We start from the raw sequence: 18640 nt of genomic DNA, 5'->3' as shown, positions 1-18640 counted from the left end.
TCATGTATCTTCTCGATACGCCGGTGATCGGCGAGTTGCGCAAGGCCCGGACCGGCGGCTGTGACGAAGGCGTCATGCGCTGGGCCTCCGGCATCGCCCGGCAGAATCTCTACATGTCGGCCCTAACACTGCTGGAACTGGAGAACGGCGTGGCACGCGCCGAGCGCCGGGACCGCGCCCAGGCCGCCCCCTTGCGCACCTGGCTAGACGAACAGGTCATGAGCGCCTTCGATGGCCGTATCCTGCCGGTCGATGCCGGCGTGGTGAAAAAGCGCGCGACCCTGGCCGACGTCAAAAACGAACGCGATGCCCTGCTGGCCGCCACCGCCCAGGTGCACGGCCTGGTGCTGGTGACGCGAAACCCCAATCCATTCAAGGCCCTGCGCACCAAGGTATTCACCCCCTGGGGCTACACGCCGGAAGCGGAAGACGCGGAAGATGCCGATTGGCAGCAGGTGGCGCGCAGCGGTTCGCAGTGGCTGAAAAGTCTTTTCCTGAGATAAGACTGGTTTAGCGCCGCTAAACAATCTACATTAGAATAATACGCTTTAAACACCATTGACGCGCTTTTGTTTAAAACATACTCATTGAGTGTAGATTTTAAACCGGCGCGACGGAGAGGCAACACATGCTATCCATGAAAGCCAAATACGCTCTGAAAGCGCTCATACACATGGCACAAATGGACAAACCCATGTTGCCCAGCAAACAGATCGCCGAGGCAGCGGACATTCCGCAGAAATTCCTCGACAATATTCTTCAGGAACTGCGCCAGAACGGCATTGTCGATTCGAAGCGCGGCATCTTCGGGGGCTATTTCCTGGCCAAAAGCGCCAGTGACATCTTTCTGGGGGACATCATCCGCATCATCGACGGCCCGCTGGCGCCCATCCGCTGCGCCAGCCTGACAGCTTACCAGAAGTGCGAAGACTGTCGCGATGAAGCGGCCTGCCGACTGCGTCATCTGATGCTCGATGTCCGCAACGCCATGTCCGGCGTGCTCGACCATCGATGTTTGCAGGATCTGGTTACCGACCCCGCGCTGTAAGGCATCCAACACCTTCTTCCCTAAATCCGTTTTTCCAGACGAGGACCACCATGAGTGTACCGTCCAGCGCCCCCGTGCGCCCAGAATCCAACCAATCCTTTACCGCGTCCAATCTCACCGAGATCGAACGCCAGATATTGACCAGCCTCCAGCAGATCCGCTTCGGCTCGCTGGAAATCGTCATCCACGACTCCCGGGTCGTGCAAATCGAACGCAGCGAAAAGCTGCGCTTCGACGCCAAGGGGAAGGCCCTCAACGAAAGCCTCTCCTGACACCTGAAGTAATGCGCACAAACTACTAATAAAAATCATATTTTCACTAGCGAACACATCGACAGTGACGCACCCACACGGAATCATCCCTATGAAAATCTCTCACCTGACCGTCAGCCTCGGCGCGATCGCCGCAGCGCTCACCCTCACCCCGGCCCTGGCCTTTGCTCAAGACGCACCGGCCGCCGGCTCGACCGACACCAGCACCCTGACTCAGGACGAGCGCATTGCCCGCCTCGAGCAGGAACTGGACACCCTGAAGCGCCAGCGCGAACTGGATCAGGAAATCGCCACGGCCGCCGCCGCCAAGACCCCGACCGCCACGCTCGACAAGAAAGGCCTGACCTTCACCTCGGCCGACGGTAAATACAGCTTCGGCATCAATGCCCAGGTCAATGTCGACGTTCACAGCTTCAGCAATGACGACGGCAGCCTGCGGGATGAAGTCGTCGACCGCCTGATCCGCCCGACTTTCAGCGGTAAGGCCGGCAATGCCTCCTTCAAGATCACGCCGGAACTGGGTGGCTCCTCTTCGGCGGCCGCGTCCATCGTTGACGCCTATGTCGAGTACAAGTTCTCCGACGCCGTGCAGTTCCGCGGCGGTAAGTTCAAGTCGCCGCTCGGCCTTGAGCGCCTGCAGGCCGACGCCGACGTCATCTGGACCGAGCGCGGCCACTCGACCAACCTCGTGCCGAACCGTGATGTCGGCTACCAGGTCTTCGGCAACCTGTTCGACAACGCCGTGGAATATCAGGTCGGCCTGTTCAACGGCGCCACGGACGGCGTCAACCTGAACAACGATCTCGATAACCAGAAGGACGTCGTCTACCGCGTCTTCGCCCAGCCCTTCGCCAATACCAGCATCGTGGCCCTGCAGGGTTTCGGTATCGGCTATGCCGGTTCGGACGGCAAGCACCTCGGCAACACGACCGACACCCAACTCGGCAGCTACAAGACCCCCGGCCAACAGACCTTCTTCAAGTATGCCACCGGCGTCTATTCGAACGGCAAGGAAACCCGTTCCAACCCACAGGCCTGGTTCTACCTCAACAACTTCGGCATCCTGGCCGACTACGTGACAGTGAAGCAGGATGTCGCCTCGTCCACCGCCTCGGCCGAGCTGGAAAACAAGGCGCTTGACGTCTCGGCTTCCTGGGTGCTCACCGGTGAGAACGTCGGCTTCAAGGGCGGCGTCAAGCCGAACAAGGACTTCAGCCTGAAGAACGGCACCTGGGGCGCCTTCGAACTGACCGCGCGCTATGGCTATACCGAAATCGATCAGGACGCCTTTACAGGCGGCTTCGCCTCCCTGGCCTCATCGGCCCAGAAGGCGACCTCGACCGGCTTCGGTATCGGCTGGTACTGGAGTGAAAACCTGAAATTGCTGGCCGATTATGACTCGACCAAGTTCGAAGGGGGCGCCGCCGGCGGTGCCGACCGTCGCAAGGAAGAATTCACTTCGGGCCGCATCCAGTTCCGCTACTAAGCGCTCATCCAAAAGCCGCTGATCGCTTTTTTACATAAATTGAGGCAGTCTGGCCGGATGGGAATTCGGCCAGCGCCCATAGAAGGAACTTCAGAAATGTCTTTCAAGAATCCGCAACGCAGAACCTTCCTGAGTGGCCTGCTCGGCGGCGCCAGCCTGCTGGCCTCCGGCGCGCTGACAACCGGTGCCCTGGCAATCGCCGGCCCGGCCGCCGCCAAGACGCGCGAACTGCTTAACGTCTCCTACGACCCGACCCGCGAACTGTATGTCGCCTATAACGCCCTTTTCGCCCAGCACTGGAAGGCCAAGACCGGTGAGGACATCACCATCCGCCAAAGCCATGGCGGCTCCGGCGCCCAGGCGCGCTCCGTCATCGACGGCAGCCCGGCCGACGTCGTGACCCTGGCCCTGGCCGCCGATATCGACTCGATCTCGCAGAAGGCCGGCTTGCTGCCGCCCAACTGGCAGAGCCGTTTCCCGAACAACTCGACACCCTATGCTTCAACCATCGTCCTGCTGGTCCGCAAGGGCAATCCCAAGAAGATCAAGGACTGGGACGACCTGATCCGCCTCGACGTTTCGGTCGTTACCCCGAACCCGAAGACCTCGGGCGGCGCGCGCTGGAACTATCTGGCGGCCTATGCCTATGCCAAGAAGCGCTGGGGCACCGACGCCCTGGCCAAGGAATTCCTCAAGAACCTGTTCAACCGCGTGCCGGTGCTCGATACCGGCGCCCGCGGCTCGACCGTTACCTTCGTCGAACGGGGTGTCGGCGACGTGCTGATCGCCTGGGAGAACGAGGCCTATCTGGCGACCAATTCGCTCGGCAAGGGCAAGTTCGACATCGTCTATCCGTCGATCTCGATCCTGGCCGAACCGCCGGTCGCTGTGGTTGACAAGACCGCCAACAAGAACGGCAACCTGGCCGCCGCGAAGGAATATCTGAGCTACCTCTACAGCGACGAAGCCCAGGAAATCATCGCCCAGAACTATTACCGCCCGACCAATCCGAAGATCCTGGCCAAGTATGCCTCGAGCTTCCCCAACCTGCCCCTGGTCACCATAAAGGACTTCGGCGGCTGGGCAAAGGTCCAGAAGGAACAGTTCGATTACGGCGGCGTGTTCGACCAGATCACCAAGAAGTAAATCGGTCTCAAGCACCGGTTTCAGGGGCATCGCCGGCGCCTAACGGCGATGCCCCTTCCTCCCTATCCAGCCTGTCCGGCGGCAAGGCTCTTGCGCACTGACGGGCGTTTTCAGGACTATTCCATGCAAAGACGCTCATTTCTGACCACAGCCGTGGCCGGGGCCGCCCTGCTGGCGACTGGCGCGAAAAGCGCCTTCGCTGCGCCCAAGCCGCTGGAGTTGCTCAACGTCTCCTACGATCCGACGCGCGAGCTTTATACCGAATATAACACGGCCTTCGCCAAATACTGGAAGGCCAAGACCGGTCAGGTCGTCACCATCCGCCAGAGTCACGGTGGCTCCGGCGCCCAAGCGCGATCCGTCATCGAAGGCAGCCCCGCCGATGTCGTGACCCTGGCTCTGTCGGACGATATCGATCAGATCTCCGCCAAGTCCGGCCTGCTTCCCGCCAACTGGCAGGGCCGCCTGCCGCGCAATTCGTCGCCCTATACCTCGACCATCGTCCTGCTGGTCCGCAAGGGCAATCCGAAGAACATCCGCGACTGGGGCGATCTCGCCCGCCCCGGCATCGGCGTCATCACGCCGAATCCGAAGACCGGCGGCGGTGCGCGCTGGAACTACCTCGCCGCCTATGCCTGGGCGCTGAAGGTCAGCAACAATGACGACGCTAAGGCGCGCGACTTCATCAAGAAGGTCTATGACAACGTCAAGGTGCTCGATACCGGCGCGCGCGGCTCCACCACCACCTTCGTCGAGCGCGGCATCGGCGATGTGCTGATCGCCTGGGAAAACGAGGCTTTGCTGACCCAGGCCAAGCTCGGCAAGGGCAAGTTCGAGATCGTCGTCCCCTCGGTCTCCATATTGGCTGAGCCTTCGGTGGCGGTGGTCGACAAGAACGCCCTGAAGCACGGCACGCTGGCCGTCGCTAAAGAGTACCTGACCTATCTCTACAGCGCCGAAGGGCAGGATATCATCGGCCGCAACTTCTACCGCCCGAGCGATCCGACAGCCGCAGCGAAATACGCCGGCCAGTTCACCAAGGTCAATCTGGTCACCATCCGCGATTTCGGCGGCTGGAAGAAGGTCCAGGCCATTCATTTCAATTACGGCGGCGTCTTCGACCAGATCAGTAAGAGGTAACACACCCGGCAAATCCAGGTCACGAGACCGCGATTTGCCATCTCCGCACCGTCTGCGCATAAAAGCTGGCGGTGCAGTTGCGTAATCATCCAGCAAAGAGGCAACCCGATGACGGGACAACCCGACACCGCGCCCCCTGAACCGGTTATCCCGGACCACTTCCAGGCGCCCCACCCCGCCACAGGCACGACCCATGTGCTGCCGGGCTTCAAGATCACCCTCGGCATCACGCTGTTTTTCCTCAGTGCGATCGTCATCATTCCGCTGGCGGCACTGATCGCCCGCCCGTGGGAACACGGCCTGCAAGGCTTCCTGTTCGTTCTGACCGACGAGCGCGTGATCCACGCCCTGTGGCTCAGCTTTATCACCGCCCTGGCTGCAGCCGTCGTCAATGCCTTTGCCGGCCTAGCTGTCGCCTGGGCCCTGACGCGCTACAGCTTTCCCGGCCGTCGCCTGCTGGATGCCCTGATCGACCTGCCGTTCGCCCTGCCGACCGCCGTGGCCGGTATAGCCCTGTCCGGCCTCTACGCCGCCAATGGCTGGGTCGGTTCGATCACCGAACCGCTGGGCCTGAAAATCGCCTATACCCCGATCGGTATCTTCCTCGCCCTGACCTTTATCGGCCTGCCCTTCGTGGTCCGCAGCGTCCAGCCTGTGCTGGCCGAGTTCGAGGCCGAGATCGAGGAAGCCGCCGAAACCCTCGGCGCCACCGCCGTGCAGACCACCCTGCGCGTCATCCTGCCGGCCCTGATGCCCTCGCTCGTCACCGGCTTCTCGCTGGCCCTGGCGCGTGGCGTCGGCGAATATGGCTCGGTCATCTTCATCGCCGGCAACATGCCCTATATCTCGGAAATCGCCCCGCTGCTGATCGTGATCAAGCTGCAGGAATATGACTATGCCGGCGCGGCCGCTGTCGGCGTCATCATGCTGGCCATCTCGCTGGTCATCCTGCTGTTCCTCAATATCGCCCAACGCTTCTTCGCCAGTATCGGCAAGGCCAATGCCGGGAGCGCCAAATGACCGCCAGAGCCGCCCGTTCACCGAAAACCATTGGCGCCTTCGCCCTGCTCGGCTTCAGCCTGCTGTGGCTGGCCTTCATCATCCTGCTGCCGCTGATCAATGTGCTGGTCACCGCTCTGTCGCAAGGCATCCAGCCTTATCTGGCCGCGCTCAAGACCGAGGACGCCAAGGACGCCATTCTTCTGACCCTGCTGGTCGCCGCCATTGCCGTACCGCTCAATGCCATTTTTGGCATCTGCGCCGCCTGGTGCATCACGCGCTTCGAGTTCAAGGGCAAGAGCCTGCTGCTCTCTGTTCTCGACCTGCCGTTTTCCATCTCGCCGGTCATTTCCGGCCTGGTGTGGATCCTGCTCTTCGGGGCACAGGGCTGGTTCGGCTTCCTGTTGCGCGACTATGACGTCAAGATCGTCTTCGCCCTGCCGGGTCTGGTACTGGCCACCGTGCTCGTCACCCTGCCCTTCATCGCCCGCGAACTGATACCGTTGATGGAAGACCAGGGCACGGATGAAGAAGTGGCCGCCCGCACGCTCGGCGCGCGCGGTTGGGATATCTTCTTCCGCGTCACCCTGCCCAATATCAAGTGGGCCCTGCTCTACGGCGTTCTGCTGTGTACGGCGCGGGCCATGGGAGAGTTCGGCGCCGTGTCGGTGGTCTCCGGCCACATCCGCGGCCTGACCAACACCCTGCCGCTCTATATCGAGATCACCTACAACCAGTACGACACGATCGGCGCCTTCGCCGCAGCCTCCATCCTGGCCGGCCTCGCCATCGTCACGCTCGTGCTTAAAACCCTTCTGGAATGGCGCTTCGCGGGTGAGCTCGCGGCGTCCCGCCGACACTAGGAAACAGTTTCATGTCGCTCATTATTTCCAACGTCAACAAGACCTTCACCAACTTCCCGGCGCTTAAGGATGTCACCTTCGAGGCTAAGTCCGGCGAGTTCATCGCCCTGCTCGGCCCCTCAGGCTCCGGCAAGACCACCCTGCTGCGCCTACTGGCCGGTCTGGATACACCCAGCAGCGGCGGCATCACCTTCGAGGGCGAGAACTATCTCAAGCTCAATCCGCGCGACCGCCGTATCGGCATGGTCTTCCAGTCCTACGCCCTGTTCCGCCACATGACCGTGGCGCAGAATATCGCCTTCGGCCTCAATGTCCGTCCGGCGAAGGAACGTCCTTCCAAGGCCGAGATCAAGGCTACGGTCGACCGCCTGCTCAAGCTCATCCAGCTGGAAGATCTCGGCAAGCGCTATCCCTCCCAGCTCTCCGGCGGCCAGCGGCAGCGGGTCGCCTTGGCGCGGGCCCTGGCCATCAATCCGCGCATCCTGCTGCTCGACGAGCCTTTCGGCGCGCTCGATGCCCTGGTGCGCAAGGATCTGCGCCGCTGGCTCAAGCGCATCCATCACGAGACCGGCGTGACCACCATCTTCGTCACCCACGATCAGGAAGAAGCGCTCGACCTCGCCGACCGTGTCGTGGTGCTGAAGGCCGGCAAGGTCGAGCAGATCGGCACGCCACTGGAAATTCATTCCAGCCCACAATCGGCCTTCGTGTTCGACTTCCTCGGCTCGGCCAACAAGGCGACCGGCAAGGTCTCTGCCGGCGTCGCCCATTTCGACGGCTTCTCGGCCCCGGTCGCCGGTGCGGCGAATGATGGTGACTACACCCTGCGCTTCCGTCCCTATGAGGCCGTCCTGTCACGCAGCGGCGCCGGCATCCCTGTTACCGTCAGCGCGGTTCTGCCCGCCGGCCACAGCCTGCGTCTGGAACTTAAGGGCGAAGATGGCGCCCTGTTCGAAACCCAGCACCCGCACGGTACCGAAGCCGACCACTTCGCTATCGGCGACGCCCTGAAACTGCGGCCGGAACGGGTTTACGCCTACGCTTGACCCGTAAGGCGCATTTTTTAAAGGCCGGACGCATGTCCGGCCTTTAATCCGTGTTCGGCCTAAATATCGACCGCAAAGCCTTGAATGGCCTGAGATCACAGCAAGCCCCGCATTCAAAATTCAGAAAACCCTTTGTTTCAAGGACTTTTCCGAACAATAGTCGTCATAAATCTGTCATAAAAACAAATCGACTCTTGCCGCCGCACCTGCCAAAGAGGCGCCACCGAAAACCGGCAGAGACAGACCTCGTGAGTTCCACGCCCTCTACACCCAAAGCCTCCGGCCTTTCCGCCGGCCTGCTGTTCCTTATTCCGATCGGCCTTGGCCTGCTCTATGTCGGCTGGAGCGTGCATCATGACGCTCTGTCGATCGGCGAACCGATCACGCTGGGCGCCTTCCTGTTCCTTGGCCTGGCCCTGCTGATCGCCTTCGGCTTCGAATTCGTCAACGGTTTCCACGATACCGCCAATGCGGTGGCCACTGTCATCTACACCCACTCCATGAAACCGCTCACCGCCGTCATCTGGTCGGGCGTATTCAACTTTCTCGGTGTCCTGGCCTCGACCGGCGCCGTGGCCTACGGCATCGTCATGCTGCTGCCCGTCGAATTGATCCTGCAGGTCGGGACCGGCGCCGGTTACGCCATGATCTTCGCCCTGCTGATCTCGGCCATCATCTGGAACCTCGGCACCTGGGCGCTGGGCATCCCCAATTCGTCTTCCCATGCCCTGATCGGCTCGATCATGGGTGTCGGCGTCGCCAACCAGCTGATGACCTCGGCCATGAACGCCACCTCCGGAATCGACTGGGCCCAGGCCATCAAGGTTGGCAAGGCCCTGATCTTCTCGCCGCTGATCGGCTTCGTCGTCGCCGGCCTCCTGCTGCTGGCGATGAAGGCCCTGATCCGCAATCCAAAGCTTTACGCGGCGCCGGAAGGCGAAGCGCCGCCGCCCCTGTGGATACGCGCCACCCTGATTGCGGCCTGCACCGGCGTTTCCTTCGCCCATGGCGGCAATGACGGCCAGAAGGGCATGGGCCTGATCATGATCATCCTGATCGGTGTCGCCCCGGCCACCTATGCGCTCAACCGCACCCTGCCCGATGCCGCCCAACCGGCCTATCTGGCGCAGCTCGATGCCGGCGCGCAGGCCTTTGCCAGCCACGCCAATGGCGCCACCGTACCCACGCTCGATATCGCCCGCAGCGCCGTCAATGCCGCCGTGCGCAACCGCCGTATCGATACGCCCGACCTTTACGGCGCCCTGGCCTTGATGACCGGCCATATCGAAGACGAAATCAAGTCCCATGGCGCCCTGCGCAACGTGCCCGCCGCCGACATGCCGCAGCTGCGTAACGACATGTATCTGGTCAATGCCGCGGTCGGCATCCTGAAAAACGCTAAAACCGCTCCGGCGCCTCTTTCCGGCCTGCAATCCGCGTTGAACGACATGACGCGTTATGTCCCCGGCTGGGTCAAGGTGGCTACCGCCCTGGCGCTCGGCCTCGGCACCATGGTCGGCTGGAAACGCATCGTGGTCACGGTCGGCGAAAAGATCGGCAATTCAAAGATGACCTACGCGCAAGGCGCTTCCGCCGGCATCGTCTCGGCCGTCACCATCTTCGCCGCCGAACGCCTGGGCCTGCCGGTCTCGACCACGCACATCCTCTCCGGCGCCGTAGCCGGCACCATGACCGCCAACCGTTCCGGCCTGCAGGGCGGCACCCTGCGCGGCATCGCCCTGGCCTGGGTGCTGACCCTGCCCGCCACCATCGCCCTTTCCGGTGCGCTCTACTTCATTTTCCGCCAGTTTCTGTAAAGCCGCCGCCGACGGCCTGATAAAGTCCGACTATGGCATTGAGATGATCCGCCTGCGCCTGGATCAGGCTGAGTTGCGCCCCCAGCAAGGTGCGTTGCGCGTCGATCTGTTCGAGATAGGGCGAATAGCCAGCCTTGTAACGATTGCCGGCCAGCCGATAAGCCTCCGCCAGTGACGCCGTCTGCTCCGTCAGAATCAACTGTTGCGCATTGATCCGGTCGACCGCCGCCAGTGAATCCTCGACCTCGCGGAAGGCGTTCAGCGCCGCCTTCTTATAAGCAAAGGCCGCCTGATCGCGCCGTGAGGCCGCCGCTCCGGACTGGGCTTTCAGGCGCCCCCCCTGGAACAGGGGCTGGACAATATTGCCGCCGAGCGAGAAGACGTCATAGCCATGCGGCAACAGATCGGAGGTCGCGTAACCGCCGGAAGCGGTCAGGCGGATCGTCGGCATGAAAGCGGCACGCGCCACATCAAGCGAGCGATCGGCTGCGACAATCTGCGCCTCTGCCTGCGCCACGTCCGGACGATGGCGCAGCAGGTCGGACGGCAGGGAAACCGGCACCGCAGGTACAGCCAGCTCCCCCAGAGCCACACCCCGTTCGATCGCACGCGGATTATCCCCCAGCACGACACTCAAGGCATCTTCCTGGCGGCGGATCGCCAGTTCGACCGCCGGGATCAACTGTTGAGCGGCGCTGTATTCGGCCTGGGCCTGCTGCAATTCCAGCTTCGGACTGTAGCCGGTATCGGCGCGATGACGGGCCGCTGCCAGCGCCTGTTCGCGCGTGCTCAGGGTCTCTTTCAAAAGTGCCAGGCGGGCATCAAGCCCCCGCAAGGTGATATAGCCGCTGGTCACAGTGCCGGCGACACTGAGCCGCGCCGCCTCACGGGCATATTCCGAAGCCTGCAAGGTCGCATGAGCGGCTTTTGAGGTGTTGCGCAGACGGCCGGAGAGATCGGCTTCATAGGACAGCGGTAGGTCCGCTTCGCCGGCGGTTTGCGTGACCGGCCGGCCTGTGACCGAAGAAATCGACCGTGAATAGGCGCCTGCGCCGCTGGCATTGAGCGAAGGCAACAACGCGCCCTGCGCCGCCTGATAGCCATAACGCGCCTCATCGACCCGCGTCACCGCCAGGGCGATATCGGTATTGTTGGCCAGGGCCGTCTCTACCAATTGCGTCAGGATCGGATCGTTGAAGTTGCGCCACCAGTCAATATTGACTACGGCCGGTGCGGGCGCCGCGTCGCGCCATCCCGCCGGCGGCGTCACCTTCGCGCGCACCGACGCCTCCGGGCGCGGTCCTGCGCAAGCGCCCAGCACACACGCCACGCTCAGTAACAGGAGCCGTTTCATCCCTTCCCCCCGGCCTTCACCTTCGCATGGCTGGCGACATGGGTTTCCACCGACATGCCCGGCCGCAGGCGCTCCGCCAGTTTCTGGCCCGGATCGATGCGGATACGGATACCGATGCGCTGCGGGATCTTGACGAAATTGCCCGTGCCGTTGTCAGTGCGAATAACGGAAAACTCCGATCCGGCCGCCGGTGACAGGCGTTCGACGTGCCCATTGATCTTGGCCCCGCCAAGCGCATCCACCGTCATGACCACCGGCTGCCCCACCGCCATACGCGCCGTCTGGGCCTCCTTATAGTTGGCGATCACCCAGCGATCTGGCGGCACCAGCGAGAGCAGTTGCGTGCCATTGGTGACGTACTGACCAACGCGCACGCCGATCTCACCCAGCTGACCGGCCTCCGGTGCGCGGATCACCGTGTTGGACAGATCAATCTCCGCCAGTTTCAACTGCGCCCGCGCCGCCTCGACCTGAGCCGCCAGGCCCCCACGGCTGACCTCGACAGTGCGAATATCCTGCTGCGAAATATCGCCCGCCGCCTTCGCCTGATTGACCTGCGCTTCGGCCGCGCGCAGGGCCGCGAGCGTGGAGTCGCGTTCTCGCAACGATACCGAACCATCCCCCACCAGTTCATCGACGCGCTTCATATCGGCCTGTGCCCGCAGAAGCTGGGCCTGAGCGCTGGCCAGTGACGCCGCCTGCCCTTCCGCCGCCGCGGTGCGCGAAGCCCGCGCCTGTTCCGAATTGGCCAGGCTGGCTTCCGCCGCCGCCAGACTGGCGCGCGCCGCCGCCACGCGCTGCTGGTAGATGCGGTCATCGATGCGCGCCAGCACCTGCCCGGCCTGCACTGTCTCGTAGTCCTTCACCACCACCTCGGTGACATAGCCGCTGACCTGCGGTGCGATCACCGTCGTGCGACCGCGCACATAGGCGTTCTGTGTCACCTCATCACCGCCGGTAAAGGGCGGCAGGTTCCAGGCCCACAGAATCAGCAGCACGGCCACCACGGCCAGAACAGCGAAGAACACCACGACGATGTTCGGCCGCTGCGGCGGAGTCCAGTGGCGCGGCGCCTCGTCGGCAGCCGGGGTTTGAGCGGGATTTACAGCGTCGGTCATGCGGCCGCCTTTGCATTGGGGGATGTGGCCAGGGCCTGTTTTCGGTCCGCCAGCCGTTTGAGGAAAATGAGATAGGCAATGTAGAAGGCAGTCAGAATGGCGATGACCATGACGAGCCGCGCCACATCATTGAAGGCTGCGACATTGGCCTCGCGCGAAATCACCTGCGCCAGCGATGTCACGCCCCCCTGCACACGCGCCGCCACCGCCGGATCGCCGGCCAGCAGATGGCTGTACATCGATTGGGTATGCGCCCGCGCCTGGATCACCTGATAACTGCTCAAAAGCGCCGAACCGGCCAGGCCACCGATATTCTGCGACAGGCTGAACATGACGCTGAAACTGACGATGAACCCTTTGCCCTGCTCCAGAACCTTGCCGAAGCCGAACAGCAGCGCAGGTCCGATAAAGAAGGTCGAGCCGAAGGCCAGCAGGGCCTGCGACAGGTAAAGTTGCGGCGGCCGTGTCAGGCTGGAGGCGAAGCTGTCAAGACCGGCGCCCAGAGCAATGATCAGCGACGCCACAATGATCAGGTAGGGAATGCGCGGCGCCTTCAAAAGCACGGCGCTGGCCAGGGTACCGCCGATCATGGCGAACAGGATGACCGCGAAAAGCCCATGCAATTGGTCATTGTTCAGTCCGCCGACAGTCAACAAGCCAAGCGTGCCATAGGTCTGCTCACTGAGCGCCAGCCTGACCAGCATGGCCACGGCGCAGAAGCGCAGGATGTCCTTGCTGCCGATCCAGCGCAGGTGGAGCAGCGGATTGGTGCGCTTGTATTCGATGAAACCGACGAGGAAGAACAAAGTGACCGATACCGCCAGGGCCACGCCAAGCCAGGGCGTATCGGTCCACCACAGATAACGCCCCATGGTCAGGACCACGGACAGCAGCAGCATGGCCGGCAGGAACAGCGCTAGGGTGATGGCATCCAGCGGATCGAAGGACGGCACCTTGTCGGTCGGCGGCAGGCGCACGAGGTTGGCGCCGGCTGAGGCCGCCAGGGCCAGTCCCAGTTCGATCATGTGGATGGTCTGCTGGCCATTGACCATCAGTTGCTCGACCGGCAGCAGGCGGGCGATCGGGGTGGCCAGCTGCGGCAGGCCGACGGCAAAGACGATAGCCAGAGGCCGGAACTTCGCCGGAAAGACCTGCATCAGATTATAGATAACCAGCGACGACATCCCGGCCGCCAGAAAGCCGCCCGCCGCCCGCGCCACAATGGCCAGCGAAAAGCTCGGCCACAAGAGTTCACAAAACACCAGCACGATATAGGGCCACAGCAGGGCTCGCATGACCGGCGGAATGCCGAACTGCATCCGCGCCTTGATCAGCAACAGGTTGGCCGAGGCGTTGAAAGCGACATAGACGGCCAGCAGCCACGTGACCTCGGTGGTCGTTACCCCCATGGCGCCCGCCAGCGACTGGGTATTGACGCTGACAATGGCGTTGGAGAGGCTCGCCGCCATGGCCATGATGATCGCAACGATCACATAGCCCAGCTTGCGGCGCAGCGGGTGGCTGGGCGCATAAGGAGAGCCGGGCATGGACGGCCGCTCGTGCGGCGCGAACACGTATTCACTATCGGCGGTCTGTTTCCGGGCCTGTCTGGGCATGACCTGTGAGCATTGTCCTGTGGGGAGGAAGAAGGCGGCAGGGTCTCGAACGCGAATTATGATTAATGGAGCTTAACCGCCAAATCCTAACGGGATTTAAATTCCGTCCGGAATGCAGAAAGCCCACCCGTATCGCTACGGGCGGGCTTTTCAAATCAACAGGCAGATGGATGGGCTTAGCCCACCGAAGGCATCATGCCCGGCATCATGTTGGTGTTCAGGTGGTACATGACCCAAAGGGAGCCGACCACCAGAATGCCAACGATCAGCACGGTGAAGACAAAGGCGGCGTTATTCCATATCTGCCCGGAAGACGCATTCATGTGCAGGAAGAAGTAGAGGTGCACAAGGATCTGCACCACACCGATGGCGACGATGGTCGGGATCAGGGTGGCGACCGGCAGCACGTGCATCATAGTCAGGGCGAAAGGAATGGCCGTCAGGATCACCGACAGAATGAAGCCAATGACATAGGACGTCACCGTGCCGTGGCCGGCGCCGTGATCATCATGGTGACCATGGCCGTGGCTGTCGACCGGCTGGGTATGCGGGTCCTTGGCCTTTTTAGGCTTGGCGGTATCGGGCGTGCTCATCAGGCGGCTCCCATCAGATAGACGATCGTGAAGACACCGATCCAGACGATGTCGAGGAAGTGCCAGAACAGGCTCAGCGTCATCAGGCGGATGCGGTTGGCGGGGGTCAGGCCGCGCTTGAACAGGTGGACGAACATGGCGCCCATCCAGATCAGGCCGGAGGTGACGTGAATACCGTGCGTGCCGACGAGGGTAAAGAAGGCCGACAGGAAGGCCGAACGGTTCGGGCCGTTGCCTTCGGCGATCAGCTTGCCGAATTCATGGATTTCCATGCCCATGAAGCCGAGGCCGCACAGGGCGGTGACGGCCAGCCAGCCGATGACCGGCTTCAGCTTGCCCGCTTCCATGCTGATCATGGCCAGGCCGTAGGTCAGCGAGGAGATCAGCAGCAAGGCCGTTTCGATCGCTACGTAGGGCAGATCGAACAGTTCGCGACCGTTCGGGCCACCGGCGATGTTGTCCTTCAGGACCGCATAACCGGCGAAGATCGACGCGAACAGGATGCAGTCGCTCATCAGGTAGATCCAGAACCCAAGGGTGATCTTGGGCGCTTCATCGTGATGCTCGCCGGCGTGATGCGCGTCGTTCGGGTTGTGGTCGTAAGCGGAGTCGATCTGGTTTTCGTAACCTTCGACAGGATTGATGGTCTTGCTCATATTCCTACTTTCCCGCCTTGATAGCCTGGCCCGCGGCCTTGAGATCGGCGAAGTGGGTGTCTTCGATCGCCTTCACTTCATCGACCGGCACGTAATAGTCGCGGTCTTCATTGAAGGTATGGACGATGCCGAGGCCGATCATGACCAGCAGAGCGCCGCCCGCCATCCACCAGATGTGCCAGACAAGGCCGAAGCCGAGGCCGGCGCTGACAATACCGATCAGGAAGCCCGTAGGGGTATTGCGCGGCATGTGGATGGGTTCGTAGGTTTTCGGCTGGATATAGGCCTGGCCGGTCTGCTTGGCGTCCCAGAAGGCGTCATGATTGCCGATCTTCGGCACCACGGCGAAGTTATAGAACGGCGGCGGCGAGGACGTGGCCCATTCCAGGGTACGGCCGTCCCACGGATCGCCGGTCAGGTCGCGCAGCTCGTTGCGCTTCCAGATCGAATAGACGATCTGCAGCAGCTGGGCGAGGATGCCGACGAAGATCAGCAACGCGCCGCACAGGGCCACGATCAGGTAGACGTGCCACACCGGGTTGTTCATGTAGTCCAGGCGGCGGGTCATGCCCATCAGGCCGAGCGCATAGAGCGGCATGAAGGCGATGTAGAAGCCGACCAGCCAGCACCAGAACGACACCTTGCCGATGCCAACGTGCAGCTTGAAGCCGAACGCCTTCGGGAACCAGTAGTTCAGGCCGGCGATGCAGGCGAAGACCACGCCGCCGATGATGACGTTATGGAAGTGGGCGATCAGGAAGACCGAGTTGTGCAGCACGAAGTCGGCACCCGGCACGGCCAGCAGAACGCCGGTCATGCCGCCGATCACGAAGGTGATAATGAAGCCCAGGGTCCACAGCATCGGCAGTTCGAGACGGACACGGCCGCGATACATGGTGAAGAGCCAGTTGAAGATCTTCACACCCGTGGGGATGGAGATGATCATGGTGGCGATGCCGAAGAAGGCATTGACGTTGGCGCCGGCGCCCATGGTGAAGAAGTGGTGCAGCCAGACGATGAACGACAGGATACAGATGCACATGGTGGCGTAGACCATGGCGTCATAACCGAACAGACGCTTGCGCGAGAAGGTAGCGACGACTTCGGAGAAGATGCCGAAGGCCGGCAGCACCAGAATATAGACTTCGGGGTGGCCCCAGGCCCAGATGAGGTTGACGTACATCATCGGGTTGCCGCCGCCGTCATTGCTGAAGAAGTGCATGCCCAAATAACGGTCGGCACCCAGCATGGCCAGGGTCACGGTCAGGATCGGGAAGGCCGCGACGATCAGCATGTTGGCGGCCAGGGTGGTCCAAGTGAAGACCGGCATGCGCATCAGGGTCATGCCCGGCGCGCGCATCTTGAAGATGGTGGTGATAAGGTTCACGCCTGAAAGCAGAGTCCCCAAACCGGAAATCTGCAGGGCCCAGATGTAATAATCCACCCCTACTCCTGGCGAGAATTCCAGCTCCGAGAACGGCGGATAGGCCAGCCAGCCAGCGTGCGAGAATTCACCGATGACCAGCGAGACGTTGATCAGGATGGCGCCCGCAGCGGTCAGCCAAAAGCTCATGCTGTTCAGGTACGGGAAGGCGACATCGCGCGCCCCGATCTGCAGCGGCATGACCACGTTCATCAGGCCAATGACGAAGGGCATGGCCATGAAGAAGATCATGATGACGCCGTGCGCCGAGAAGATCTGGTCGAAGTGGTCGGGCGGCAGGTAGCCAGAGCCGCCGGCCGAGGCCAGGGCCTGCTGGCCGCGCATCATCAGGGCGTCGGCAAAGCCGCGCAGCAGCATGATGAGGGCCAGAATGATGTACATCGCGCCGATCTTCTTGTGATCGACCGAGGTCAGCCATTCGGTCCAGAGGTATTTCCACTGCTTGAAATAGGTGATCAGGGCGAGGACGAAGATGGCCCCGCCCACCATGCCGCCGCCGGCGACCATGATGATCGGTTCATGCCAGGGCACCGAATCGATGCGCAGCTTGCCGAACAGGAATTCGACAAGCGGCGACACATCGGCCGTTGAAGCCGCGCTGGCGGCAGGTTCTGCGTGCGTTAACATATGATATCAGCTCTTGTGCGCGCCAGATGACTGGAAAAGGGTTTTGGGGGTGATGGCCGCCTCGGTGACGACCGCCGGCTTCGCGGCTTTGGACTTGGTTTTGGTCTGGGACTCTTCACCCGGCTTGCATTGATCGGCGCCGGGCGCCAGATTCTTCATCATCGCCATATTGTGCGAGTCATCGGTGCACAGGCCGCCGGTGGCGCAATTGTTCAGGATCTTGTGGAACAGGTCCGGCTCGACCGAAGCGTAATAGGCTGGCTTGAAAGCCAGGTCGCGCTTGGAAATCTGCGTATAGGCGGCGGCATCCAGCGGGACTTGCGAGGCCTGCGCCTTCGCCACCCAGGCCTTGAAACCGGCGTCGTCCATGGCCAGGGCCTGGAACTTCATGCCGGCGAAGCCGTGGCCGCTGTAATTGGCTGAAATGCCGTCATAGGTGCCTGCATGGTCGGCGCGCAGCGACAGCTGGGTTTCCATGCCGGTCATGGTGTAGATCTGCGAGCCGAGCTGCGGGATGAAGAAGGAGTTCATCACCGTGGCCGAGGTCAGCTTGAAGTGGACGGGCGTGCCGACCGGCAGGGCCATCTCGTTGACCGTGGCGATATTGTATTCGGGATAGATGAAGAGCCACTTCCAGTCGAGCGAAACGACCTCGACCTCGATCGGCTTCACATTCGCCTGGGCTTCATGCGGCGCCAGCGGCGCGCGCGGGTCCAGTTCGTGCGTCGACACCCAGGTCACGGCGCCGAGCGCGATAATGATCAGGGTCGGGATCGCCCAGACGACGGCCTCGATGCGGTTGGAATGTTCGAAATCCGGCGCGTAGGTCGCCTTGGTATTGGAGGCGCGATAGCGCCAGGCGAACCAGAGGGTCATGAAGATGACCGGCACGACCGGGATCAGCATCAACAGCACGGCCAGGATGATCAGGTCTTTTTCCTGCATCCCGACGGGGCCCTTCGGGTCCATCACAGCCATGTGACATCCCGACAAAAGGGCCGCGCCTGCAATCAGGCTGCCCGCGATGAAGGCGCGCTTAATTGTGCGCCGCAATATAGAAGACAAGGAAACGCTCCGCTTGGAAAATACGGCCTGTAAAAGGCGCGTCGAATGACGATCCAAAGGGTTCACAGGACTAAACCTAAATCACACAAAGGAGTTGGCACACTCTTCGCGCTTTTTCTCGCGAGGATTCCGACGCGTAAACAGGAATTTCGCCAGGGTCGCAAGGGGCACATTGTCGCACCGCCGCATTTATTTTTTCGCATTTGCGTTAAAAAACGGAGTTATTTAACGCTGCAAACACTGACGTAAAAGTCAAATAACCGTGACATCCAAAATCTGCCCAAATCCGCGCAGGCCGATTTTACGCCGTTTCATTAATCTAAAATTGGGAAAAGGCGTTGCAATATCCC

General features: G+C 61.8%; 17 protein-coding genes. 10 read left to right on the top strand and 7 right to left on the bottom strand.

Annotation, left to right across the window (positions count from 1 at the left end; genetic code table 11):
- The first annotated feature begins 2 nt into the window (after positions 1-2).
- The 10 genes from QM647_RS11355 (at position 3) to QM647_RS11310 (ending at position 9817) form a co-directional block, all read left to right on the top strand.
- Positions 3-503 carry a type II toxin-antitoxin system VapC family toxin gene (locus tag QM647_RS11355; protein WP_414995625.1) on the top strand — a complete coding sequence of 167 codons (501 nt, stop codon included), beginning with the start codon at positions 3-5 and terminating at the stop codon, positions 501-503.
- 125 nt (positions 504-628) lie between these two features.
- Positions 629-1048, top strand: a complete 420-nt coding sequence (locus tag QM647_RS11350; RefSeq protein ID WP_414995624.1) for an RrF2 family transcriptional regulator — start codon at positions 629-631, stop codon at positions 1046-1048.
- A 50-nt stretch (positions 1049-1098) separates the two neighbouring features.
- Positions 1099-1320 (top strand): YezD family protein, encoded by a 222-nt coding sequence (locus QM647_RS11345; RefSeq protein ID WP_414995623.1) that lies wholly within the window; start codon positions 1099-1101, stop codon positions 1318-1320.
- Between the two features lie 91 nt (positions 1321-1411).
- Entirely contained in the window at positions 1412-2806 is a 1395-nt protein-coding gene (locus tag QM647_RS11340) for an OprO/OprP family phosphate-selective porin (RefSeq protein WP_414995622.1), read from the top strand.
- A 96-nt stretch (positions 2807-2902) separates the two neighbouring features.
- Complete coding sequence (locus tag QM647_RS11335; RefSeq protein WP_414995621.1) at positions 2903-3952, top strand: sulfate ABC transporter substrate-binding protein; 1050 nt, start codon at positions 2903-2905, stop codon at positions 3950-3952.
- A gap of 123 nt (positions 3953-4075) precedes the next feature.
- A complete protein-coding gene (locus QM647_RS11330; protein WP_414995620.1) occupies positions 4076-5092 on the top strand; it encodes a sulfate ABC transporter substrate-binding protein in 1017 nt (338 codons plus the stop codon).
- Positions 5093-5200: 108 nt separating this feature from the next.
- The gene (cysT, locus tag QM647_RS11325) at positions 5201-6112 is read left to right on the top strand and encodes a sulfate ABC transporter permease subunit CysT (RefSeq protein ID WP_414995619.1); all 912 of its coding nucleotides are present in this window, start codon (positions 5201-5203) and stop codon (positions 6110-6112) included.
- Positions 6109-6954: a sulfate ABC transporter permease subunit CysW gene (gene cysW / locus QM647_RS11320; protein ID WP_414995618.1), complete on the top strand. Its 846-nt coding sequence runs from the start codon at positions 6109-6111 to the stop codon at positions 6952-6954. Before cysT ends, cysW begins: the two co-directional genes overlap by 4 nt.
- Before the next feature lie 11 nt (positions 6955-6965).
- On the top strand, positions 6966-8000 hold the full coding sequence (locus tag QM647_RS11315; RefSeq protein ID WP_414995617.1) for a sulfate/molybdate ABC transporter ATP-binding protein: 1035 nt from the start codon (positions 6966-6968) through the stop codon (positions 7998-8000).
- A gap of 248 nt (positions 8001-8248) precedes the next feature.
- Complete coding sequence (locus QM647_RS11310) at positions 8249-9817, top strand: inorganic phosphate transporter (protein WP_414995616.1); 1569 nt, start codon at positions 8249-8251, stop codon at positions 9815-9817.
- On the opposite strand, the gene QM647_RS11305 is transcribed toward QM647_RS11310, so the two are convergent.
- The 7 genes from QM647_RS11305 to cyoA all read right to left on the bottom strand — a co-directional run bounded on the left by QM647_RS11305 (position 9795) and on the right by cyoA (position 18278).
- Positions 9795-11171 carry an efflux transporter outer membrane subunit gene (locus tag QM647_RS11305; protein WP_414995615.1) on the bottom strand — a complete coding sequence of 459 codons (1377 nt, stop codon included), beginning with the start codon at positions 11169-11171 and terminating at the stop codon, positions 9795-9797. The genes QM647_RS11310 and QM647_RS11305 overlap by 23 nt on opposite strands.
- The gene (locus tag QM647_RS11300; RefSeq protein WP_414995614.1) at positions 11168-12289 is read right to left on the bottom strand and encodes an HlyD family secretion protein; all 1122 of its coding nucleotides are present in this window, start codon (positions 12287-12289) and stop codon (positions 11168-11170) included. The genes QM647_RS11305 and QM647_RS11300 overlap by 4 nt, the downstream gene beginning before the upstream one ends.
- Positions 12286-13905 carry an MFS transporter gene (locus QM647_RS11295; RefSeq protein WP_414995613.1) on the bottom strand — a complete coding sequence of 540 codons (1620 nt, stop codon included), beginning with the start codon at positions 13903-13905 and terminating at the stop codon, positions 12286-12288. The genes QM647_RS11300 and QM647_RS11295 overlap by 4 nt, the downstream gene beginning before the upstream one ends.
- Before the next feature lie 176 nt (positions 13906-14081).
- Entirely contained in the window at positions 14082-14498 is a 417-nt protein-coding gene (cyoD, locus tag QM647_RS11290) for a cytochrome o ubiquinol oxidase subunit IV (protein WP_414995612.1), read from the bottom strand.
- The gene (gene cyoC / locus QM647_RS11285; protein ID WP_414995611.1) at positions 14498-15154 is read right to left on the bottom strand and encodes a cytochrome o ubiquinol oxidase subunit III; all 657 of its coding nucleotides are present in this window, start codon (positions 15152-15154) and stop codon (positions 14498-14500) included. The genes cyoD and cyoC overlap by 1 nt, the downstream gene beginning before the upstream one ends.
- Positions 15155-15158: 4 nt before the next feature.
- Positions 15159-17225, bottom strand: coding sequence for a cytochrome o ubiquinol oxidase subunit I (gene cyoB / locus QM647_RS11280; protein WP_414995610.1), 2067 nt, complete (start codon positions 17223-17225; stop codon positions 15159-15161).
- 6 nt (positions 17226-17231) lie between these two features.
- Positions 17232-18278, bottom strand: coding sequence for a ubiquinol oxidase subunit II (cyoA, locus tag QM647_RS11275; protein WP_414995739.1), 1047 nt, complete (start codon positions 18276-18278; stop codon positions 17232-17234).
- Positions 18279-18640 lie beyond the last annotated feature (362 nt).

The organism is Asticcacaulis sp., from assembly GCF_047605585.1.
GTDB lineage: Bacteria > Pseudomonadota > Alphaproteobacteria > Caulobacterales > Caulobacteraceae > Asticcacaulis.
This window is presented reverse-complemented; position numbering and strand designations above follow the sequence as displayed.

What these genes read in the sequence shown, in the direction of transcription:
- QM647_RS11340 (WP_414995622.1), top strand. Translation starts at nt 1,412, where the DNA reads ATGAAAATCTCTCACCTGACCGTCAGCCTCGGCGCGATCGCCGCAGCG.
- QM647_RS11335 (WP_414995621.1), top strand. Translation starts at nt 2,903, where the DNA reads ATGTCTTTCAAGAATCCGCAACGCAGAACCTTCCTGAGTGGCCTGCTC.
- QM647_RS11305 (WP_414995615.1), bottom strand. Translation starts at nt 11,171, where the DNA reads ATGAAACGGCTCCTGTTACTGAGCGTGGCGTGTGTGCTGGGCGCTTGC.
- QM647_RS11345 (WP_414995623.1), top strand. Translation starts at nt 1,099, where the DNA reads ATGAGTGTACCGTCCAGCGCCCCCGTGCGCCCAGAATCCAACCAATCC.
- cyoD (WP_414995612.1), bottom strand. Translation starts at nt 14,498, where the DNA reads ATGAGCACGCCCGATACCGCCAAGCCTAAAAAGGCCAAGGACCCGCAT.
- cysW (WP_414995618.1), top strand. Translation starts at nt 6,109, where the DNA reads ATGACCGCCAGAGCCGCCCGTTCACCGAAAACCATTGGCGCCTTCGCC.
- QM647_RS11295 (WP_414995613.1), bottom strand. Translation starts at nt 13,905, where the DNA reads ATGCCCAGACAGGCCCGGAAACAGACCGCCGATAGTGAATACGTGTTC.
- QM647_RS11350 (WP_414995624.1), top strand. Translation starts at nt 629, where the DNA reads ATGCTATCCATGAAAGCCAAATACGCTCTGAAAGCGCTCATACACATG.
- cyoB (WP_414995610.1), bottom strand. Translation starts at nt 17,225, where the DNA reads ATGTTAACGCACGCAGAACCTGCCGCCAGCGCGGCTTCAACGGCCGAT.
- QM647_RS11355 (WP_414995625.1), top strand. Translation starts at nt 3, where the DNA reads ATGTATCTTCTCGATACGCCGGTGATCGGCGAGTTGCGCAAGGCCCGG.
- cysT (WP_414995619.1), top strand. Translation starts at nt 5,201, where the DNA reads ATGACGGGACAACCCGACACCGCGCCCCCTGAACCGGTTATCCCGGAC.
- QM647_RS11330 (WP_414995620.1), top strand. Translation starts at nt 4,076, where the DNA reads ATGCAAAGACGCTCATTTCTGACCACAGCCGTGGCCGGGGCCGCCCTG.
- QM647_RS11315 (WP_414995617.1), top strand. Translation starts at nt 6,966, where the DNA reads ATGTCGCTCATTATTTCCAACGTCAACAAGACCTTCACCAACTTCCCG.
- cyoC (WP_414995611.1), bottom strand. Translation starts at nt 15,154, where the DNA reads ATGAGCAAGACCATCAATCCTGTCGAAGGTTACGAAAACCAGATCGAC.
- QM647_RS11300 (WP_414995614.1), bottom strand. Translation starts at nt 12,289, where the DNA reads ATGACCGACGCTGTAAATCCCGCTCAAACCCCGGCTGCCGACGAGGCG.